Below are 21,226 nucleotides of genomic sequence, written 5' to 3'. Positions count from 1 at the left end.
CCTTGCTTGCTTTATCATCATACTAGATCCAACCCCAGCAGCGGGATAGAAAGCGGTATCATAACATGGATTTCTCGTCCACACTTTGTGAACGAAATTCAACCCTCATCGAACCATTTTCCCTTTCGGGCCATTCGATACTCGGTTGGCAGCAGACCTGTTTTGTCACGAAACACCCGGCTAAAATATTTATCGTCGCTAAAGCCAACAGCTGCTGCGATTTCGTAAACGGCCTTGTCACTGGATTCCAGCAGCCTTTTGGCCTGGTCTACCCGCAGGGCTCGTAAATAATCGCCAAACGATTCTCCTACCAGCTTCTTGAAGCATTGACTGAAATAGCTGCGGCTCATATTCACTTCCTTGGCAACTGCCTCCTGAGTCAGATCGCTTCCCAGATTATCGCGCATCAATTGAATAGAACGGATCAGGCTTGTCATCACTTCCGCCGTTACAGACAGCTCGTAGGTTTTCAGCTGTGCATAAGCAGACAGCTCTGCCGTCCAGCTTCTCCACTCATACCAGTACTGATTTTTCTTTATCGCCGCGATGAGCTGTGGAGCGTTCTTGTGCCAGTGAAAAAGCGGTTCCCAATCGGTTAATAACCGCTGCATGGACAGACGCAGCTGATAGAAGTCAGGGTGGACAGCTTCAGTTTCCTCCAGCAACCGCTCCCATTCGGATTTATTCAAAGCCCATCTCAGATGCACCCAGTTCGTTAAGCAGGACGCTACAGCATGAGTCCGATTACTTCCATACCGCCGCTCCAGATCGGCCAAGGTTGTTCGCATCAAGCCGGTTCCGGGTCTTACCGTATAGAAGACTCTGTTATGCAATGCCTGCGCGAGTAATCCGGACACGTTCTCAATCGATCGTCCTTCCAGGCCTGTTATGTACATCCCCTGCCATCGACGCAGCGCCATGCCTTCCACCGTTTTCACTAACTCATCATAGGAATACGACTGGCGAAGTGGCAGCGACCACAAATCCGGTGCAATCTCGATAATCCGGTTCTTACGGATAAAGGGCTGCTGAAGCAGCTCGGAACCAGGGGGTACCTCATCCAATGAGCAAAATACAATGGCGGCATGCTCAGTATAAATTTGGGGATGAACCTCTGCCTGCCGATCCAGATGGTATTTCTCCTCGGTATGAATACGCTCTACGATCCGGTCGATGGTTTGCTCCAAATTTTCCATGTCCAGCAACGTTTTGACCAAATAATCGATAGCTCCAAGCCGCAGCGCATCCTGAATGAAATTAAATTCGTGGTGGCACGTAAGGACGACCGTCCATATTCGGCGGGGCAGCAGATTCACCTGCTGAATCAGCTCGAAGCCCGACATGCCTGGCATCGTAATATCGGTAATCAGCAAATCGATATCCTGAGTTTTCAGCATGTCCAAAGCCGTCTTGCCGTCCGCCGCTTCCCCTATAATGTCAATCCCGCGGGATGACCAATCCAGCATCGAAATAAAGCCTTTGCGCACCAGTCTCTCATCATCTACGACTATCGCTTTAATCATCAAAATCCTCCTTAGACTTAATCGGAATGTCGATCCGGATAACCGTGCCTTTATCGACTACACTGTCGATCGACATCCTGCTCGCATCGCCGTAATATCGTTTAATGAGACGGCTCACATACTGCAAACCGATCCCCAAACCTCTTTTTAAATTTTCATTGCTTTCAGCCAGCAGCTTGCTGAGCGTCGCATCGTCCATGCCCTGACCGTTATCTGTTACTTTCAATATGAGCCCGTCCGTATCATTCTTATGAATCGAAACTTCAATATAATTATTTCTTTCACCATTGCCATGATAGATTGCATTTTCCACCAACGGCTGGAGCAGGAACCTTGGCATGGCTACATGATTGACATCTGAATCCACCTGCAGCCGCAAATCAAATTCATAATCATAACGAATACGCTGCAGCTCTATATAGTTGTTCAACGCATCGACCTCCTCCTGCACCGTGACAATCATACTTTGCTTACCGAGATTGTAATGCAGCACCTTGACCAAGAGCGTGACCAATCGATCAATCTCTTTTTGACCATTCATTCTGGCCAGCCATTGGACCGTGTTCAGTGTATTATGCAAAAAATGCGGGTTGATCTGGGTTAACAGCTTCTCGACCTCCAGGCGGCTTTTTTCCCTGCCACTCTCCTCAATTTCGGCGATCAGCACATTGATCTTCTGCTTCATTTCCTGAAAATTAATTAAGAGGTGGTCGAATTCCTCAACTCTGGTAAATTGGACGGGAGCATTGCGGTTCTCTGCCATATAAATAATTTCCTTATTCAGCTTTTTCATCGGCTTGTATACCGTTCTCCAAATAATGAGCGCAAGCAGCAGCGCAAACAGGGTCGTCGCTACGACAAGCAGCGCAATCTTGGTCAGCCACGCATAAATCTCATTATTGAAGGCCGTTTTCTTGACGGCAATAACGAGCTGCCAGCCCTGCTCACTCATCGTATGAAACAAAATATAGCCTTTGTATTCGCTCTCGTTATCTATCGCCTGTAGAATAGGCACACTGTCTGCTTCCGTGAACCCTTTTTCATTTTCCATGTAGGTAACCTCCCCCCGTGCATTGATCAAAAGGTGGGAAACCTCGATACCATAAGTTTCATTATTTAAAATTTTGCGAAATAAATTATAATTAGTTTCCAGATACACATATAATTCGAGGTTCTCCTTCGTTTCCAGCCTGCGGAGCGAGGAAAAAACAATATTATCGCTGCTCTTGTACATCGTTTTGTGCGGACCGTAATATACGGCACCCTGGTATTCGGTAAAATGCGGCAGCGTTGTGATGGATCGGCTCGAATCCACCTGTAAATTCTCAAATTTGTACGGCTGATCGGAACGAGGATCATAATAGAACATCATTCCCAGATTCAGATTCGTATAGCTGATCATATTGATCTTGTCTTTAATGCTTGCCCCCATGTTTGCTTTGTCATAAAAATCGCCTTGAGTAGAATACAGTTGTACATCATTTACTATTTTTCCATCTATTGCAAGCTGCTTGGAGGCAAAATCCAGATTATTCAGGACATTCTCGAGACCGATTCGTTCCTGCTTGAGGGTGGAATAAATCCCATTTTTGATTTTATTTTCAAGAATCGAATAAATACTTCCATAAGTAATAACCGTCAGCAGCAGCATAGGCATCAGGCAGGCTATAAGTAAATAAATGACCAGGCTTCGTTTGAGTGATTTTGAGGTTAAACGTGCCAGTACATGTCCTGCCTTTATCATCATATCCTTCCCTCCTATCATCTTTAATCTTATTGGACAAAGGTTCCCTTTCTATAATGGTTATCGTAGTGGTAGTTTTTTTAAATGTCAACGATAAAACCATTTCATCCTGAAACCCGTGTACATAAACAAAAAACAGCTATCATCGGATAAGAATCCGTTATGACAGCTGTCTACAATTGGTGAATCGGGTAACCGATGCTATGATCTACAATAATCCATATATCAATGGTGCCAATGCTGGCCGAGCAGCTTAAGCGCACCCAGAAGCGATGCTGTATACGGATGTTGGCTGGAATTCAGCAAAGCTGATTGTATAAGCTCCACCATCCGCCCATCCTTCATGACCAACACATCCTCACACAAGCTTGGAACCAGAGAAAGATCATGGGTAATAAATAGAAGTGATAATCGCTGCTCCGCTTGCAAGGACTGCAATAATTCGATGATGGTATGCTGATGAATCACATCCAGATTGGATACGATTTCATCACACACGAGCAGCTTTGGCCTCACGATTAATGCTTTGGCGATACAAGCCCGTTGATATTGTCCACCGCTTAAATGACTCGGAACCGAGCTTAACAAAGGTTGCGGTAGCCCGACCTTGGCTGCGTATTCGTGCACAAGCACCTTTCTATCGTTTTTCCTGAGCTTGGTCAAATGGCACAAAGGCTCCTCTATGCTTTGGAAAATGGTCATCCGTGGGTCAAGTGAGGCCGCTGTGTTTTGGAATACAAACTGGATTTGCTGATACCAGCTCTTAAATTCAGCTGTCTTTCTCTCCGGTGCTGGCACCCCATTGAAAAGAATCCGGCCGGATGTCGGACGCTCCAATCCCATAATGATTCGGGCCAGTGTGGACTTTCCGCTCCCGCTCTCGCCGACAACCGCCAGAGAACGACCTGTTTGCAAGGTGAAATGAATATCTTCAAGAATCGACTTAAACGCGATCCGCTTGCTTATATGCTGGATGTCTAGCATGACTTATAAGACCTTCTCCTTTGGTTCCTCTTATACAGCCTTAGGTTATCAAGAATTTCGAACGGTATTCCCACAGGGTTCGGGTGTACGCTTGCTGGGGGTGCTTCATTACATCCTGTGCGTTTCCTTGTTCGATAATAGTCCCTTGAACCATCACCGCAATGGTATCTGCGATATAGTTGGCGACTAGCAGATCATGCGTAACGAGAAGCAGGCTCATCTCACTCTCGGCAGCCAACCCTCGCAGCAGAGTGAGAATGTCCGCTTGTGTGGTCACATCAAGAGCACTTGTCGGTTCATCAGCGATCAACAGCTCCGGTCCAAGCAGCAGGGCCATCGCAATCATCACCCGTTGATTCATGCCTCCGCTTAATTGATGAGGATAACGCTTCATCAGTACATCCGCTGGCTTTAAACCAACCTTGTCCAGCATCCGGCAGGCTTGTCGTTCGGCCTCAAGCTTTGTAATCGAAATATGGCTTCTCAGCAGATCAACCAGCTGCCTGCCGATAGGAATAGCGGGATGTAGTGCTTGTTCCGGATGTTGAAAGATAATCCCGATATGCTTGCCTCGAATCCGCTGCCACTCCCTGCGGGTAAAGGGAACGGTATTCGTACCTTTAAATAATAGCTCTCCTGTGAGATGAAGTTGATTCGGGAGCATGCCCAACATCGCTTTGAGCGTTAATGTTTTCCCGCTGCCGCTTTCGCCAATCAGACAAAACGTCTTGCCTGTATGTAAAGAAAAGCTAATGTCCGACACCAGCGTTTGATGATCCTGACTTGTAATCGACAGCTTTTTCACTTCAGCTATAACCGCCACCTGCAGCCTCCTTTGACGTTTACTTCAGTTTAAACCGCCTGCGCAGCATTTCACCGCATAGTTGGAAGGCACAGGCTGTCAGAAAAATAACGAAGCCTGGGAAAAATCCCATCCAGGGTGCAATTTGCAAATAATTTTTCCCATCCAGCAGCATTGCTCCCCACTCGGGTGAAGGAGGCTGAGCCCCGATACCAAGAAAGGACAGACCGGATAAGGTCAGAATGACCCGGCTTACATCCAGAATTAACATCGTCAGCACTTGCGGACCGATATTGGGCAGGACATGGACGATGATGGTCACAAGACCAAAGGAGCCGCTTACCCGGCTGGACAGGATGTAGGCTTCTTTTTTCACATCGTGAACCAAACCGCGGATCAGCCGTACATATTTCGCCCACCAGGACAAAATAATAGCCAAATATACGTTCTCGATGCCAAAACCCAAAAAGCCGACAATTACAATCGTGAGCAGCAGATTCGGTAAAGCGACAAAAATGTCCGTAATACTCATCAACAGCATATCCAGCCGGTTTCCGAAATAGCCGCTTAGCGTCCCCATCAATAAGCTAATCACGATAACGATGCCTAATATGACAAACACCGGAAACACAGATTGACTAATACCCGCAAGCAATCGGCTGTATATATCCCGTCCCAAATAATCGGTTCCAAACAAGTGCTCAAGGCTCGGTGCTTGCAGCTTAGCGCTATAATTAGTTGCATAGGGATCATACGGGTACAGCCACGGTGCCCATATGCCAACGGCTATTAACAGAAAGATAAATAGGATAGCTGCTGAACCTATTTTATGATGCGTGATAAATAAGCTCAGTTTTCCCACCTCTGCTTTTCTAATTGAATTCGCGGGTCAGCCCAATAATAGCAAAGGTCGGTAAAAAAATTCAAAATAAAGATGGCAGTCGCCAGCAGCAGGGTACAGCCTTGAATGGCCGGGAAATCCCGGCGGTATATCATATCCAGCATATAGGTGCCGATTCCCGGAAAGCTGAACATATTTTCTATGATGATCGCCGCACCAAAAAAACTGGGAAAGCTGCTCCCTATTATCGTAATAATCGGCACCAGCATCGAGCGAAATAAATAGGATGGATACAAAATCCGCCTTTTCAAGCCACGGGCAGCAGCAGCTTCCATATAAAAGGCCCGTTTATATTCCAGCGTCAAGGACCGAATCATGCGGATAAAATAGACGCTTTCGATAATGCTGATTGCCGTCACAGGAAGCACATAATGGCGTAACGACCCGCTGCCCACAATGGGAAACAGCTTCCACATGACACCAAAGCCAAACATCAGCAGAATGGCCAGCCAGTACAACGGAATCGACAATCCCAGAACAGTGCCTGCGTAAGTTACCCGATCCAGCAGCGACTGTTCGCGGAGTCCGATATGAATGCCAAGCGGAACCGAAATGAACAGGGTAACAACGAAGGAGCTGAGCATTAGACGAATTGTCGGTGCAAGACGCGTAACGATCTCCTCTGTAACCGGGATACTTGATATATAGGAATTGCCAAGGTTGCCCTGTACAAGCTCATACAGCCACCTGAAATATTGAACGGCAAAGGATTGATCCAGCCCCCACTTTTGCTGTAAGGCTGCGATTAATGCCCTATCAGGGGCAGCCCCAAGGTCCTGCAGGAACAGTGCGGCCGGATCTCCTGGAGCCATATGCATGAGCGTAAATACAAACAGGGTAAACAAAAGCAGGGTGAGAATCAGCACAACGAACCGATTCAACAGATAGCAGGTCATTTATTTTCCCTCAATTTGCAGCTTATGCCATTGGACAGGATCATCTTCAATCGTACCAAAGGAGAAACCGGTGATTTTGCTGCTATGTATAAAGGTTTGCTTCATGTAAAATAGCGGGACGGTCATCGCTTCTTCGTGAATACGGGCAAAGATTTGATCAAACACAGGCTGCTGCTTCGCTTTCACATGGGTTTTGGCTATGCTGTCCAGATAACCGTTTAAGAGATCATCCTGATAAGCAACGGCTGGCACCTTGTCTGTTTTATAAAATAGCGATGACAGGAATCGATAAGGTAATTGGGCATCCGTATAAGTTCGATAAATCATCAGATCGTATTCTTTGGTTTTCCAGAGCGTGTTATAGTAAGCAGCTCTCTCCTGGTTGAGAATATCTACCTGTATGCCGATTTGTTTCATATTGTCCTGAAAAATTTCGGCCATCTCTTTCCATTCCGGGTATTCGGTCGTTTGAATGACCAGCTTAAGCTGAATCGGTCTGCCATTTTTCTCATACAGCTTCTTGCCAGCGTTCCATATATAACCTGATGCCTCGAGCAGCTGCTTGGCTTTAACGGGATTATATCCATATGCGGGCTGATTGCTGTCCGTGACAAAGGCGACATTTTTCTGAAATAAGCCTCTGACCTCAGCGCCCTTTCCATTCATCATTTTGCTTGTATCGGTTCCATAATTGATCGCTTGGCGAATGTTTTTATCTGCGAGAAACTCATTTTTTTGATTGATGACAAGAAAATAAGACATCGTACTGCTGTTGGTTTCGATTTTGAAGTTCTTGTTGTTCTCGAACAACGGGATGTTTTCAAGCGGCAGGTTGCCCATCTCACCACCAGCCAGATCAACTTCACCATTTTGCAGCGCCAGCACCCGAGCCTGCGGGTCTGTAATGACCTTCAGAACTAGCGAGTATGGCGACGGCTTATCCTTCCAGTAATGCGGATTGGCTACCAAGACAGTTTCGGTTCCTTTTTTGTAGCTGCCTACTTGCCATGGACCTGTGCCAATGGCCTTCTTGAACTCACCCTCTACAGACCCACGTGGACTAACAGCATCCAGACTCATGATCCGGAAGGGACGCGCTTGGCTCAGCTCCAGCAAGGTTTGAGGAGCGGTCTCCTTAAAGGTGAGTATGGCCGTGTACTTGTCCGGTGTTTCGATCTTAGCCAGTTTCTGTGAAATTTCTAATGGCGCATTCGCCTCCTGCTTGACGGCACGCTCTAAGGAGAATTTGACTGCTTCGGAAGTCAATTCATTACCATCCGAAAATTTCACATTTTTCCTCAAATGAAAGCTGTACGTCAAACCATCCTCAGCTATATCCCAGGATTCCGCAAGACTTGGCGATAGCTCACCCTTCCCCTGATAATCCAGTAGTGCATCATATACAGAGGCATGTGCGTGTCTGGTGCCATTATAGGTGGCCGCATCCAGCTTGTCTCCCATGGAATCCTGCGTAGTGGCGATAGTGATCGTTGTGGGGCTTTCAGCTTGTGCGCCTGCTGCCTTGGGATCAGCTATCTGGGAATTCGAGTTATCCGAGCAGCCTGATAACGCCATAAAAACCATAATTGTGAATAGCATGATGTTAAATCGTGTATACATGTGTACGCCTCCTATTATTTCTTGCCTTTATTATTAATCGTAAATAATACAATTAGCAAGTTATTTTTTAGAGAGCGATTACAAGCCATGATTCGTTATGAGCCAAATCGAAGGTGACCGCCATTCATAATATTAACGTTTGACAGTAATTATTACAATTAGTATAATGATCACCATTCGCAAGCATTTATGAACAAAGCTCATTCAATCATCGCAAAGGGGGCGAATATGTATGACTACAGCCAGTGAACAACAGTTAGCTAAAGAACACCGTGCCTATTGGGATAAGGGGGCGGATATTTATGACGGTATTATACATAACGAGTTTACGAACGGGGCCTACGAAAAGTGGGAGCTCATCATTAGCCGACTGCTTAAGGATAAAAAGGGGCTGAAGGTGCTTGATGTGGGTACCGGACCGTGCTTTTTCGGTATACTCCTATCGCGATTAGGCCATCATGTGACAGCCATCGATTCTTCACCGGAAATGATTGCAAAAGCAAAGAAAAATGCGGCACACTTTGGATGTCCTATCCAGATTATTGAAACGGATATTTTTGAATTTAATCCTGTTGAGCCGTTCGATCTGATTATCTCCCGTAATGTGACATGGTTTTTGACGAATCCAGTTAGAGCTTATCGGAATTGGCATTCCTGGCTGAATGAAGGTGGAGATGTGATCATTTTTGACGGGAATTGGAATTTGTTTTTGACCGATCCCAAAGAAGCTTACCTTCAAAAACTGGCTCAGCAGGAGGCTGTTGAACAGGGTTATATTCCTTATCGTACGGAGGATGAAATTGCCGAAGGTCACGAATTCGCCTTGGCTCTGCCGCTCAGCTATGTAAAAAGGCCAGTGTGGGATGTGGATATGCTGAAGCATATCGGCTTTAAGCAGGTTCAGGTTTGGCAGGGCTTCGATGCAGACATTCAGAGTCATGCCGAGCAGGTGCTGAATCAGCATAAGCCTATGTTTGCTATCACCGCAACCAAGTAATACAGATTTCCAAGATGACAAAAAGATCGCCAGCCTTCTATAAGGGGATGGCGATCTATGGAGTTAGGCCGCGGAAGGGAAATCGAGCGTGAACACGGCCCCGCCCTCTTTACGATTACGAGCCTTGATAAGACCGCCGCAGCGCTCAACGATGGCGCGGGAGATTGCCAAGCCTAGTCCATTCTCCCCTCCCTTGCCTTTCACAAAGCGATGAAACAGATACGGAAGCAGGTCCTCCGGTATTCCTGATCCATCATCGATAATGGAAATTTCAACTCTGTCCTGATAGATCCCGGCATGAATGCAGATATGTTTGCTTGCATACCTCGTCGCGTTCGCAACCACATTCAACAAAGCCTGCAGCAGCTTATCCCGATCAGCCGCAATCGCCATTGTATCCTGCTTACCTTCACCGTACACGATTTCCAAACTTAATCCTTTTTGCACCAGCAGCGGCGTGATCCGTTCAATCGTTTCCGTCAGCATATCCTGCACGTTAACCATTGACGTCTGGAAAATATTTTCCTCGCTATCCAGCTTCGCCAGCAGCGTCATTTCGGTGATAATGTTTTTTAACCGGCCGCTCTCACTGAGGATAATGTCGAGTCCTTTTTGAACGCTTTCCCCTTCAAATATACCGTCACGGATACCTTCCGCATATCCAGATATGGACATTAGTGGAGTTTTGAGCTCATGTGATGCATTCTGGAAAAATTGCTTCTGTACCCGGTTGTATCTATCCAGTTCTTCAGCCAGATCATATACAGTATGGGCAACGACACCGATCTCCCCACCGGCATGGATCAACTGAACCTCAGAAAATCGGCGTTCCTTCACTTTTTTTAATTCCTCTCGTAATCTCATCAACGGTTTAATCAGCTTCTTGGTAATAAATAAGCTAAGCAGGAACATCAATATGCCTCCAACCCCTAATACGATGAGCAGCCTTCCAAACAGCGCCTGTTCAATAGCTGTAATTTTACTAACCGGTGTAATGAGGGTCAATGTACCTTGGGGAATAGCGTTTACTGTGGCTATAAAGCGGGCGTCTCTCCCTTCCCATATATTTTGCAGGCTTGGGACGTTCGTAGTTTCCTGCAGGGTAGTATCAACTGTAGTGGCAGCTCTCGTTAAGCTCAACGGGCTAACCGCAGTGACTGCATTAACTGCTTTGAACCCTGTAATCGAGGTAGACGAAGCAGCTGGGAGTGTGCCGGACACTATATTTCCCATATTATCTGTGATGATAGCATCAACGCCTACTATAGGGACAGCGGCTATGGCAGCAGTGCTGCTCGATAATAGCCGAGGAGTCACGTTAACTGCTGACACACCTTCGGTCAACTGATATGCTTCTTGCTCCAGTGTCTCTTGCATTTTCCAACCCACTGCATGCATATCATCTTTTTGTGCGCCTATAAAATGGTCCAGCAGTACAAAATGAATACTGATCGCAGTAACAGTTAGCACAAGAACAAGCAATATCCCGAAAGCGAGATTAATTTGATGAACCAGCTTCATATTTCAACTCTCCTCCATCCGTTCTCAGGCGATAGCCATGTCCCCATACCGACTCGACTGGCAATTGACCGATTTTTTTGCGTAGTCGTTTGATCAAATGATCTACAGCTCGCTCGCTTCCAAAATAATCGTCTCCCCACACCATGGTCAGCAGCTCGTCTCGTGTAAAAGCGCGATTCGGATGCTCGACTAATGCTTTAAGCAGCTCAAATTCCTTCAGCGTCATTTCCACTTCTTCCCCCTGCCAAAACGCGCGTCTTTCTTCCAGCATCAGCTGCAGCTGGCCGACTATGATCTGTGGCAGCTCTGCGGCATTTTTATTTGCTTCATTCGTGTTTTTCTGTTTATGTCCTCTTTGAAGCTGCCTTTTGACGCGGGCTACCAGTTCACGTGGACTAAAGGGCTTGACCAAATAATCATCACTTCCCAGCTCCAAACCGAGAATGATATCGACTTCAGTGTCACGAGCGGAAATCATAATGATTGGCACCTCGGCTTCATTACGAATCTTTCTGCAAAATTCGTAGCCGTTCATCCCGGGAAGCATAATATCCAGCACCCACATATCCGGAGGGTTTGTTCTCCATAGCTCCCACGCCGCCTCCGCCGTTTCCAATCCAATAGTTTGGTAGTTTTCCTTTTGCAAATAGGCCTCCACAAGATTACGTATATGATGATCATCGTCTACAACGGCAATCAGATAGTTGTTCAATGATATAACCTCCTATCAAGTCTCTTCTACTATTATAACCAAGACATCGATGGATAGGGGAGAATGCCATTGTTTTTCCACAATTTAACCAATCTTCTGCCACACCTGAACACTAGAATAGAACTTGTAAGACAAAACAAACCAAGGAGTGTTGAATCTTGAATCACAAACTGATCGTTAAAAAAATTGCCCTGTCCACCCTACTGCTGTCCGTTGCTGCCAGTTCTGCCTATGCGAGTGAATCCAGTCAGACCACGACAAGCCCTTCCCAAACATTGACATCATCAACCCAATTTCAGGCTGTTACTGCTACTACTGCCGTTAAGCGCACTGATCCTGTGGAGCTGGCTGCAACTTATGCGCCGGATACGGTGAATGATTGGAAAAACACTTTAACTCAATACCATGAAGCTATTCAGAAAAAATTCGGAGCCGTACTCAGACAGGCTACCCCTCTGGATAGCACAGGGACAAACTTAAATATCAGTTCTGTTCGAGTAATTGACCCGACCGATACGAAGGAGATCGCAGATGGCCAGTTCACGGAAGTTCTGACTCTAGGCGAGCTTACGGATCCAACAGCCAGCACTGATATCAAGGCCGGGGTAGCCTTAGCTGTTGCTGCTATTCCTGCTCTTCCAACTCTTCCAGCTGATGCAGAGACATCAACTTTCTCCTCTACCGAAGCCAAGAACACTGTAAGTGTCGCTGCTATTTCTTTAGATAACCCTTTGTTTAAAGGTGAGATGGAACTGCAAAAGGCTGCTGAATCCAAGGATGCTGAAGCGATCAAAAAATCACTAGGCAAGCTTTTGGGTCTTTACAAGGAAGAAATTGTGAAATTGGGAGCTAATAAATAATAATTAAATAGAGGATTTGCACGTAATCAAGAAATGATACACATCATATGGAATACAAAGAACCATCATCTCCACTCTGAAGTAGGGATGATGGTTCTTTGACATGTAGATCAGAAATGACTTCTCATAAAATTAATAGTATCTATTTCCCAGCTCAGTCGCCTTTTGCAAATAACGATAGAACGCTACAGCAGCTTGGGCGCGAGTAACTTCCTGTTTTGGATTGAAGCTTCCATCCGAAAGCGTCATAATCCCGAGTCCAATCACAATGGCTGCTTCACCACGGTTCTTGAGCAAGCCCGCGTCACTGAATTTGTCACTGAAAATATTGGCATAGTCTGTCAGTTTTTTATAACCAAGCGCACCTACGATCAATTCAGCCATATCTTCCCTATTCATAATCTCCTGCGGATTGAAATCCTTGCCGCGCTGAATGATGCCGCGGTCAACAGCGTTCTCCACGTAGGCAAAGAGTGGTGATTCATTTTTCACATCTTTGAAGGATGCTGCGCGCTCCGCACCATAATAAATACCGGAGCGTCCCCCGTTCATGGCGATAACGAGCATTTTGACCAATTCACCGCGCGTTATGGAAGCGTTCGGACTTACTTTTCCGTCTACGACATCCAGCGCCTGGTAATCCAGCATGATTTGCAGCTCTGTTTGTGCATAATGACCTTCGATATCCGTGACATGTACCTTTTCCAAGCTCATGGCTTCACCGTTTGAGCTATTTCTCCATTGACCGGTTACGGCATCGAGAAAATAACTTTCGCCACTATATTTAGATTGCAGTACATAAACGAGCTTGGCCTCTTTATCGGTTGTATCAGAGCCTTGCGGCAGCTCTCCAGCAGCCATCATAACACGAATTTTCTCGATAGGCATAATCCCAAACCCTTGATTCGATAGCACATAATTAAGCTTGATCGTATAGGGAGACAGCAGCAGCTCCTTCGCCTTATTAAGATCAATAACACTTGGCTTCTGCTTCGGATAAGCAACGTTAGAGAAATTGAACTGATAATTCGTGATGTCTCCCGTCACTTTATCCACAGCCAGATGCACGTTTTCATAATTCACATACACACCGTCTATCATTCTCTTGAAAGGTATGTCCCAGGCGGTCATCATTTTTCTTTGCTCAGCTGGCATATTCACCAAATTGGCCATTGCTGCTGTGTCCAGCACTAACTGGTCGGTGTGCGCGGGCAGCTGCTTTTTAACGAATTCGATAGCCTTCGCCTTCGCCTCGTCCACGGTTACCTTCGGTTCAACCGGCTTTTGATCTCCATAAGGTGTATAAGTATTACGGCTAAAGTTTGTAATTTCTCCGGTTTTGCTGTTGACTGTAGCCCAAACATTGATTCCCGCTCTAATGTTGGAGTCTGCACTCTTCTCCTCATTCCAGCGAAGGTTCCAAATGGACTGCACCTCACCCGTTACCGGATTGGTCGATTCGTTATAAGAAGCGTCCTCGAGCTTGACGCCATCCGGCAGCTTAAACGTGGAGGTGACTTTTTCCAACGCCTGTTCCTTGGTCAGGTTGAGATTGCTCGCAGGCGGCGCGCTTAAAGGTGCATCCGTCAAAGGCTTTTCAGGCTCTTGGCTGACGCTGGCAGCGGGTCCTTGCTTCCATACTTCTCCTGTAGCTGCATTCAGAATTGGGAGCTCCATCGTATACGCAACGGCTGGCTTTCTCTCGCCCTTCGCTTCGTTCAGCATCAGATAATTCAGCTTGGGAGCGAGCTTGTCTCTGAAGGCTTTGGCGGCTGCTTCTTCACTGATCGGTGTTGCCTTCTCGAAGGTCGAGCTCTCATCCCAGTTAAAGCTGTATTGGGTGACAACGCCGTCCCCATTCACCTGAATATTAATACCGTTCTGCGGGAAGGGAACACCATTATGCGTGCGGTCATATCGGATTGAATATTGGTAAGAGCCATTCAGCGGCGCCTTAAGCGACTGCTCCAGAATGTCGTTATACAGCAGCTGCTCACGCTCATCCGGGTTCAGCTTGGCAATCCACTCCGCGGCAATGCCCTTCGCTTTCTGAAGGTCTACTTTAGGAGGATAACTCGGTTTATAATCGGGATCATTGCTGTACGAATAATATTCCATCAGCTTGCCGTTCAATCCGTTAATGGTAATGTTCATATTGCCGATATTTTTGTTATCAACAAGCTTGCGAAAGCTTATGTTCCAGTTAACTATTCGATTCCCGTTGAAGCTGTTGGAATTTAGATTTACCGATTCGACCGTATAGCCTTCTGGTATCGTTACATACGATTTAGCCAGCTCGATCGCCCGTTCTTTGGAGATTTTTGCATCTCCTGGACTAGCCTCGGAGCCGCCTGGCGGGATTAACATTGGTTTGGAGCTCATGGCTGCAGGCACCGCTTCATCTGCCAGTGCCAGTGGGACATTGGAAAGTAATAACATCGATACAAGTGCTGCCGTGCTTGCGTTTTTGCGTATCCTCATCATTCATTCCTCCTCAAAGTGCATTACCAATAAATGCTTAATTTTTAAGACGGATCATGGACGTAAAAGGTTGCTGCAAAAACAAGGAATTTTTTACTGCTGAAATAAAAAAAGCTCTTTCGCAAATGCTGCGAGCAGAGCCGTTTGTTTACGCGAGTTCCAAGGAAGCCCAATCGACCGTCGCGGCTGGCTTCCGTCGAATACATGCTTGCAGGATTAACGCGGTCTTTTCGTGAAAATTTGAAAGGTGACACCGAACTTGTCCGTAACCATCCCGTAAGCCGGACTAAAATAGGTCTCTTGCAGTGGCATAATGACTTGACCATCCTGCAGCAAGGCATCATAGATGGGTTTGGATTGCTCCCTCTCGTTAGCCGTAATGCAAATCGTAACCTGATTACCCAACTGACAGGCTTGATCTGGACTAAGATCAGCCACATACATTTCTGTTGTGCCGACTTGTAAGACGGAGTGTGCCACACGTTGCTTTTCTTCGATGGTCAGTGGAAATTCGGGGTTATCCGGACCTTCTCCGATTGTTTGTTTAAAAAGGACTTTGGCATCCAATGCTTTTACATAGAATTCAATAGCCTCGCTTGCTTGTCCATCCAACATAATATATGGGATTATTTGCAGCGTCATCATGAAACAGCTCCTTCGTTTCTCATTTTTTTAGCCCCGCCTGTTCAACTGGGCTTGATTTCAATGATAATCGATAATAGTGACAACTATTGTCATAATTAATTAAATAATGGAGCTTGCGTAACATAGAGACGGCTTGTTTCTTCCCATATTTGGCCCGGTGCCAATCCATAGAGGCCGATATCATGCTCTGGCAGCTTGACGTTTGGTGCATTGACGAGGTTAATCTGCGGCTCTGGGCAAAAGAAGCCTTCCTTGGCAAAGTTATTCCACACCATCCATTGCTTGTAGGAGGTTCCGACATCATAAATCAACTTAATACCCTGCTTGGCATCCGTCAGTTCCATCCGATTGCGTCCGTCCTGAGCTTCCGCTGTGTAATGATTATCCATGACCTCATTGAATGGGTAAACACCCTCATCACGCATGTGCTCTTCTTCCTGGCTGAGTGATTGGAAACGCCCTGTCGGAAGCATACGATCGTTTAGCTCCCACCGACGGCCAATCGTCAGTTTGACACAACAATCCGTGGAGGCTCCTTCCGATGTGAAAGGCGCGTTGATCGTGGTATGAAACGCAAGCAGGCAAGGCATCGCTCTATGACCATCGTTACGTATGATAACGTGTTGGAGAAGACCGTGCACGCTTAATACATAACGAAGTGTGAAAGTGAAGGTATAAGGAAAATGAGAATAGGCGGGATGGGTCTCATCCACACGAACCGAGACGACCACGTAGCTTTCATTGGCAGTACACCCATAATCGTCTACGGTCCAAGGTGTATCATACAGAAACCCATGGAGATGATTATTTCTGGATTGCTCGTTGATCGGCAGCTGAAGTGTCGAGCCTTCCCACGGAAATCGGCCATTTTCATAGCGGTTAGGCGGAAATAACACGGGGACACCGTGATTAAGCGGACGCGCTTTAAACGCAGGCATCTCCTCCTCGGAGGGCTCACGCAAAAAACGGAAGTCCCTTTTCGTATCGCGAAAAGCAACCAGGTTGCCGCCTATGTTCGGCAGCATGATCGCTGCATATTTCCCGAATTTCAGCCATATAGCGGGTTCTCCATGAAAAGTGCCTTCCCAAGCAGCGCTATCAGACATGATTATCCTCCTTTTGCTGTAAGCAAGCTGTGACAAAAATGCCACTGGTTCCGTAATCATACTATTAAGAGCTCTGCTTTCTTTCAATAGACAGAGCTTTTACGGTAGTCGCGGGGTGAAACCGCAAATTTTTGCTTGAAGGCCCGCTCAAAGTAAGGCAGCGTATTAAAGCCGGAGGCAAAACAAATATCGGTAATCGGAAGAGTTGTCGTACCAAGCAGCGATTTGGCAAATTGAAGCCGTGCTTCCTTAACATAGACTTGAAAGGGCATCCCTATCATCCTGCTGAAGCACTCACTGAAATAGTTGGTCGATAGGCCGCAATAAGAAGCAACTTCCTCCAGGGAAAGGGTTGTACGAAAATGATGCTGTATATAAATTAACGATTTGCGGACTCCCTCATGCACCGCCGTATTGCCCGCCCATTGTGGCGTATCGATAGCCTGTCGGCATTTGCGTGAGAGATCGATCAGCAAGCGCTCAATACTGCCTTGCACAATGAACTCACTATCTGATCGCCAATTGTGGGCTTCTTCCCAAATTCGTTTGTAGGCCTGCTCAATAAATTCACACTCTTCAGCTTGAAATAGACAGGAATGAACAGAAATTCCCTCGAAAATGTGGGGCATCAGCTCATCTCGAATAAACCTGTTCGTAAAAATCAAATTATAAATTTGCAGCGGTTGACTTGAGTCCGGTACGATTTCGTGAAAATCCGCCGGGGTTAACAAAAAGGAATGACCTCTTGAAATCGGAATCGGATTCCCGTTAAGTATATGTGTTCCTGCTCCGGAACGTACAAATGCCATTTCAAAAAATTCGTGCCAATGCGTCCTCACTCTATGCTCAATCAACGTTTGATAAATACGAAAGGGGGACGGCAGAATCATAAATTTTTCATTCGTCAATCGCTCTGGTCCAATGAAATCCTCATCCATCCCTATATCCCCCATTTCCAATAATTATGCTTGCTGCTTATACTGCTGCTCGAAGTAAACACGTATCCATTCATTCACGTTCCATAAATCGATGATCGGCTGTCTTGTGTAAGGCAGTGTTGGCATGTAGCCGGGAGGGCCGAATTCGGGTGTGAATGTCATAAACGAATTGCCCTCGGCCAGTCGTTGTCGGTAAATCTCCAGCCACCACCCCATGTGCGCATTAAGTTCGGCGGCATATTCGGGAGCTGCCGGGTCCGATACCTGTGGTCCATGACGATGGCCAACCCGGCCATGAATATGGATGGCTCTGGACATCGCCAACTCCAGATTGTCCAACTGATCACCCAACAGGCTTTCACAGGTACAGCACCAATGGCTGAAATCAGCATTGATTTTTAAATCAGGGAAAGCCTGAAGCAGCTCGGCCGTCGTCCAGGGTGTAAACATCGCCCGACCTCGATGGGTTTCATGCGCGAAGGAAATGCCAGCTTGCTTCTCGATGGCAAGCGCCTGCTCGAAGAAGCGGACATTTTCTGCGAATTTCAAGCCATGTACGGAGCTGTGGCAATTTATGAGAATAGGCTTAAACTCGATCGCTCTTGCCGACAGCTCGGCAAACTCGTGATAATGGTCTCCACTATAAGTGGCAACCTGGGCAATATATTCGAAGTTGTACTGCTCCAGCAGCTCGCGGAATTCCGTTTCATGGTCACGGTCAGGCGGCGGACACTCGATGCCGGCATAGCCGGCATCAGCTGATTTTGCGAATAAACTGGCTAGAGGTTCCTTATTTCCCCAAGTCGCTTTGAACATTTTAAGCAGCATGGCAATCTCCACTTCTTTTAGGCATTCTCGTAACGGTTGCCGGCCAGGTCTATTCCGCGTGCCAGCCAAATTTTGAAATCAGGTGAGTTCTTCTCTTCAATATATTTAGCATCTGTGGCAAAATAACGCATCGTGTAACCGCAACGTCGGTAAGGACTCGTGTTGGGCTTGGCGCCGTGCATAATCCGAGAATCGTGAAGCGAGCATTCACCAGCCTCCAGCTCGAAGTATATGGCATTCGAGTCATCGACTTTTTTGATCTCTGTAGCAAAGATGTTCTCGTCCTTATCCACAGCTTCATATTCCGAAAAACCATTGTTGTGTGTGCCCGGAATAACCCGCATGCAGCCATTCTCTTCCGAGCTGCGATCAATCGCCAGCCATACGGTCACCAGTTTGTCGAATCGGCTTAACCGGCCGTTCCAATAGGCGGAATCTTCATGCCATGGCGTCTGTTTGCCGATGAAAGGCTCTTTGCAAATAAAATGGCTGGACCATAGCGCGATATTGGGCCCAAGAAGCGGCTCAACCAAATCCAGCACCTCATCGCTCAGCAAAAATTTAAGCAGCCTTTCATCCCGAAAATGAGGTGTATCCAGCTCACTGTTCAATTTGCGGCCAACCAGCTCCCATTGCTCTTCAAAGATTTGTTTCAGTTCTTGCTGCTTTTCCTGACTGAATAATGGCTTCTTGTATAAATAATAGCCATTTTCTTCGTAAAAAGTAACCTCTTCTTTGGAAAGCAATGGATTCGTTTGTGCTGACATGGTTGTGATCCTCCCTAAATGTGTTGTAGTTAAGCATGACAGACCGTGAATTTCACTAGTCAGCAGTGCTTGTAGGTACAACTTTAGTATAGGTGATTGGGGGCCACAGCTTCTATTCTTATCTACGGAAAAACTATGCTTAATTTCGGCATCTGCATCAGCTCTTACTTGACGCTGCCACCTGTGAGGCCCTGCAGGAAATATTTTTGTACAAACATAAAGATGACCAGCAGCGGAACACTCGCCATCAGCGATAATGCCATCAATTGATTCCATTGTGTCGTAAACTCGCCGATCAGCATACCGATCCCCAATGTTAAAGGCCGGGAAGAAATATTTTGGGTCAGAACTACAGCGAATAAATACTCATTCCAGGCCAAAATAAACGTATACACACCCGTAGCGATCAAGCCCGGCAGGCAGGGCGGTAATATAATCTGAAAAAAAGTTCGGTAAGCACCGCAGCCATCCATCGTTGCAGCTTCATCCAGTTCACGCGGAATGCTGTTCACAAAGTCTCTCATCATCAACATCGAGAAAGGCAGTGCAAAGGAAGTATAAGCAAGAATCAACGCTGTATACGTATTGTATAGGCCCATCCGAGAAATAATAAGGAAATAAGGAATACATAACAAAACCATAGGGAACATCTGGGTCAACAAAACATATAAAATAATAAAACGTTTCCCTTTATATTGGTAGCGTGACAAACCGTATCCCGATAAAGCAGACAGGAATATGCACAGCAGCGTAACGGCAAAAGCAACAATATAGCTGTTCAGAAACAAACGGATCATGTCCGGTTTGGCAAATATTTGCTTGTAAGCATCCAGGTCGGGTGATGGCGGCAGCAAATTGAGCGGAATCGAGAACACCTGCACATTCGTTCGCAGAGAAACCGAGAGCATCCAGAGCAGCGGTACCATCACGAGGAAAGTCAGTAATGAAATTAGTGCATACAAACCAACCCTGCGCATATTCATCTTATTTGCCCTCCTTGGTTAACGAGGCTCTCAAGTAGAGACTGGAGATAGCTATCATCGCAATAAGCATGAAGATGGCAGTTGCAGAGGCATGCCCAAAATCCAGGGAACGGAAAGCGTCGGTATATACATACGTCGATAATACTTCAGTTGCATTCACCGGACCTCCGCCCGTCATCAGGAACACAAGATCAAAGGACCGGAAATGCCAAATAATTTCGAGCGTAATGATCGTAAACAGCAGATCCTTGATTTGGGGAATGACAATAAATACAAAACGTCTGAACCGATTTGCACCGTCCACTTGTGCCGCTTCTATAATATCATCAGGAACGGTTTGAAAAGCCGCCAATATCATCAGCATGGCGAAAGGGAAGCTTTTCCATGTATTAGCCAGTATTAATCCAATCATCGCGAATCTTTCGTCGCTTAACCACGCCAGACTTTCGTTAATGAGCCCTACTTTCAATAGAAACCAGTTCAGTAAACCAAATGGTGATAACAGCAGCATCCATACCGAACCGACGACAGCGCTGGATAACAGCCATGGGAACATCAGAACCGAGCGAAAAGCGCCCCGTATCTTGACATTAATTTTCTGATTGAGTAATGCAGCGAATATTAATCCGGATAACATAACCAATACTACGGTTCCAAAGGTATACACCAATGTATTTTTTAAAGAATGCCAGAATAGAGGGTCCATCAGCACATACTTGTAATTGGACATGCCTGCGTACACCGGCAGTGCCGGATTCCGATAATCAAACAAGCTCATGGTAACAACATCATATAAGGGGTATCCCGTAAGCAGAATTAAAAGGATCATCGCCGGAAAAATAAACGAGAGCCTTCGTACATAACGAATGATCGGTTGTTCTCTCATAAGGGAAACTCCTTTGTGAAAAGATAAGGGGC

Annotated in this window: 19 protein-coding genes; 2 read left to right on the top strand and 17 right to left on the bottom strand. The window is 46.3% G+C overall.

Translation table 11 applies throughout. The features are described from left to right. Nucleotides 1-98 precede the first annotated feature (98 nt). From BK127_RS07925 to BK127_RS07895, 7 genes are all read right to left on the bottom strand, one after another. On the bottom strand, nt 99-1,523 hold the full coding sequence (locus BK127_RS07925) for a helix-turn-helix domain-containing protein (protein ID WP_076229477.1): 1,425 nt from the start codon (nt 1,521-1,523) through the stop codon (nt 99-101). Continuing rightward, nucleotides 1,516-3,270, bottom strand: a complete 1,755-nt coding sequence (locus BK127_RS07920; protein ID WP_076229476.1) for a sensor histidine kinase — start codon at nt 3,268-3,270, stop codon at nt 1,516-1,518. The genes BK127_RS07925 and BK127_RS07920 overlap by 8 nt, the downstream gene beginning before the upstream one ends. Nucleotides 3,271-3,492: 222 nt before the next feature. Then, on the bottom strand, nt 3,493-4,251 hold the full coding sequence (locus BK127_RS07915) for an ABC transporter ATP-binding protein (RefSeq protein ID WP_076229475.1): 759 nt from the start codon (nt 4,249-4,251) through the stop codon (nt 3,493-3,495). A gap of 40 nt (nt 4,252-4,291) precedes the next feature. Further along, entirely contained in the window at nt 4,292-5,074 is a 783-nt protein-coding gene (locus tag BK127_RS07910) for an ABC transporter ATP-binding protein (RefSeq protein WP_076229474.1), read from the bottom strand. 19 nt (nt 5,075-5,093) lie between these two features. Further along, complete coding sequence (locus BK127_RS07905) at nt 5,094-5,915, bottom strand: ABC transporter permease (protein WP_083689159.1); 822 nt, start codon at nt 5,913-5,915, stop codon at nt 5,094-5,096. Continuing rightward, entirely contained in the window at nt 5,903-6,850 is a 948-nt protein-coding gene (locus tag BK127_RS07900; protein ID WP_076229473.1) for an ABC transporter permease, read from the bottom strand. Before BK127_RS07900 ends, BK127_RS07905 begins: the two co-directional genes overlap by 13 nt. Continuing rightward, a complete protein-coding gene (locus BK127_RS07895; protein WP_076229472.1) occupies nt 6,851-8,470 on the bottom strand; it encodes an ABC transporter substrate-binding protein in 1,620 nt (539 codons plus the stop codon). Between the two features lie 232 nt (nt 8,471-8,702). Here BK127_RS07895 and BK127_RS07890 point away from each other — a divergent pair, with 232 nt between their 5' ends. Next, on the top strand, nt 8,703-9,467 hold the full coding sequence (locus tag BK127_RS07890) for a class I SAM-dependent methyltransferase (protein WP_076229471.1): 765 nt from the start codon (nt 8,703-8,705) through the stop codon (nt 9,465-9,467). A gap of 63 nt (nt 9,468-9,530) precedes the next feature. On the opposite strand, the gene BK127_RS07885 is transcribed toward BK127_RS07890, so the two are convergent. Together BK127_RS07885 and BK127_RS07880 are read right to left on the bottom strand one after the other, a co-directional pair. Continuing rightward, nucleotides 9,531-10,988 carry a sensor histidine kinase gene (locus BK127_RS07885; protein WP_076229470.1) on the bottom strand — a complete coding sequence of 486 codons (1,458 nt, stop codon included), beginning with the start codon at nt 10,986-10,988 and terminating at the stop codon, nt 9,531-9,533. After that, nucleotides 10,966-11,700 carry a response regulator transcription factor gene (locus BK127_RS07880; protein WP_076229469.1) on the bottom strand — a complete coding sequence of 245 codons (735 nt, stop codon included), beginning with the start codon at nt 11,698-11,700 and terminating at the stop codon, nt 10,966-10,968. Before BK127_RS07880 ends, BK127_RS07885 begins: the two co-directional genes overlap by 23 nt. A 158-nt stretch (nt 11,701-11,858) precedes the next feature. Here BK127_RS07880 and BK127_RS07875 point away from each other — a divergent pair, with 158 nt between their 5' ends. Continuing rightward, nucleotides 11,859-12,560 carry a hypothetical protein gene (locus BK127_RS07875; RefSeq protein WP_076229468.1) on the top strand — a complete coding sequence of 234 codons (702 nt, stop codon included), beginning with the start codon at nt 11,859-11,861 and terminating at the stop codon, nt 12,558-12,560. 132 nt (nt 12,561-12,692) lie between these two features. Here BK127_RS07875 and BK127_RS07870 read toward each other — a convergent pair whose 3' ends face one another. The 8 genes from BK127_RS07870 to BK127_RS07835 form a co-directional block, all read right to left on the bottom strand. Next, nucleotides 12,693-15,041 (bottom strand): YcdB/YcdC domain-containing protein, encoded by a 2,349-nt coding sequence (locus tag BK127_RS07870; RefSeq protein WP_076229467.1) that lies wholly within the window; start codon nt 15,039-15,041, stop codon nt 12,693-12,695. A gap of 216 nt (nt 15,042-15,257) precedes the next feature. Next, a complete protein-coding gene (locus BK127_RS07865) occupies nt 15,258-15,683 on the bottom strand; it encodes a VOC family protein (protein WP_076229639.1) in 426 nt (141 codons plus the stop codon). A gap of 98 nt (nt 15,684-15,781) precedes the next feature. After that, on the bottom strand, nt 15,782-16,792 hold the full coding sequence (locus BK127_RS07860) for an aldose 1-epimerase (RefSeq protein ID WP_076229466.1): 1,011 nt from the start codon (nt 16,790-16,792) through the stop codon (nt 15,782-15,784). Nucleotides 16,793-16,875: 83 nt separating this feature from the next. Beyond that, nucleotides 16,876-17,730, bottom strand: a complete 855-nt coding sequence (locus tag BK127_RS07855; protein ID WP_076229465.1) for a helix-turn-helix domain-containing protein — start codon at nt 17,728-17,730, stop codon at nt 16,876-16,878. Nucleotides 17,731-17,754: 24 nt separating this feature from the next. Continuing rightward, the gene (locus BK127_RS07850) at nt 17,755-18,558 is read right to left on the bottom strand and encodes a sugar phosphate isomerase/epimerase family protein (protein ID WP_076229464.1); all 804 of its coding nucleotides are present in this window, start codon (nt 18,556-18,558) and stop codon (nt 17,755-17,757) included. A gap of 17 nt (nt 18,559-18,575) precedes the next feature. Next, nucleotides 18,576-19,325, bottom strand: coding sequence for a phytanoyl-CoA dioxygenase family protein (locus tag BK127_RS07845; protein ID WP_076229463.1), 750 nt, complete (start codon nt 19,323-19,325; stop codon nt 18,576-18,578). 164 nt (nt 19,326-19,489) lie between these two features. Then, complete coding sequence (locus BK127_RS07840) at nt 19,490-20,308, bottom strand: carbohydrate ABC transporter permease (RefSeq protein ID WP_083689156.1); 819 nt, start codon at nt 20,306-20,308, stop codon at nt 19,490-19,492. Nucleotide 20,309: 1 nt separating this feature from the next. Beyond that, entirely contained in the window at nt 20,310-21,194 is an 885-nt protein-coding gene (locus tag BK127_RS07835; RefSeq protein WP_076229462.1) for a carbohydrate ABC transporter permease, read from the bottom strand. Nucleotides 21,195-21,226: the final 32 nt, after the last annotated feature.

Source organism: Paenibacillus sp. FSL H7-0331 (genome assembly GCF_001956045.1).
Note: the sequence above shows the minus strand (reverse complement) of the source record. Positions and strands in the feature narration are given on the sequence as shown.

What these genes read in the sequence shown, in the direction of transcription:
- BK127_RS07925 (WP_076229477.1), bottom strand. Translation starts at nt 1,523, where the DNA reads ATGATTAAAGCGATAGTCGTAGATGATGAGAGACTGGTGCGCAAAGGC.
- BK127_RS07920 (WP_076229476.1), bottom strand. Translation starts at nt 3,270, where the DNA reads ATGATGATAAAGGCAGGACATGTACTGGCACGTTTAACCTCAAAATCA.
- BK127_RS07915 (WP_076229475.1), bottom strand. Translation starts at nt 4,251, where the DNA reads ATGCTAGACATCCAGCATATAAGCAAGCGGATCGCGTTTAAGTCGATT.
- BK127_RS07900 (WP_076229473.1), bottom strand. Translation starts at nt 6,850, where the DNA reads ATGACCTGCTATCTGTTGAATCGGTTCGTTGTGCTGATTCTCACCCTG.
- BK127_RS07895 (WP_076229472.1), bottom strand. Translation starts at nt 8,470, where the DNA reads ATGTATACACGATTTAACATCATGCTATTCACAATTATGGTTTTTATG.
- BK127_RS07890 (WP_076229471.1), top strand. Translation starts at nt 8,703, where the DNA reads ATGACTACAGCCAGTGAACAACAGTTAGCTAAAGAACACCGTGCCTAT.
- BK127_RS07885 (WP_076229470.1), bottom strand. Translation starts at nt 10,988, where the DNA reads ATGAAGCTGGTTCATCAAATTAATCTCGCTTTCGGGATATTGCTTGTT.
- BK127_RS07870 (WP_076229467.1), bottom strand. Translation starts at nt 15,041, where the DNA reads ATGAGGATACGCAAAAACGCAAGCACGGCAGCACTTGTATCGATGTTA.
- BK127_RS07865 (WP_076229639.1), bottom strand. Translation starts at nt 15,683, where the DNA reads ATGACGCTGCAAATAATCCCATATATTATGTTGGATGGACAAGCAAGC.
- BK127_RS07860 (WP_076229466.1), bottom strand. Translation starts at nt 16,792, where the DNA reads ATGTCTGATAGCGCTGCTTGGGAAGGCACTTTTCATGGAGAACCCGCT.
- BK127_RS07855 (WP_076229465.1), bottom strand. Translation starts at nt 17,730, where the DNA reads ATGGATGAGGATTTCATTGGACCAGAGCGATTGACGAATGAAAAATTT.
- BK127_RS07850 (WP_076229464.1), bottom strand. Translation starts at nt 18,558, where the DNA reads ATGCTGCTTAAAATGTTCAAAGCGACTTGGGGAAATAAGGAACCTCTA.
- BK127_RS07845 (WP_076229463.1), bottom strand. Translation starts at nt 19,325, where the DNA reads ATGTCAGCACAAACGAATCCATTGCTTTCCAAAGAAGAGGTTACTTTT.
- BK127_RS07840 (WP_083689156.1), bottom strand. Translation starts at nt 20,308, where the DNA reads ATGAATATGCGCAGGGTTGGTTTGTATGCACTAATTTCATTACTGACT.
- BK127_RS07835 (WP_076229462.1), bottom strand. Translation starts at nt 21,194, where the DNA reads ATGAGAGAACAACCGATCATTCGTTATGTACGAAGGCTCTCGTTTATT.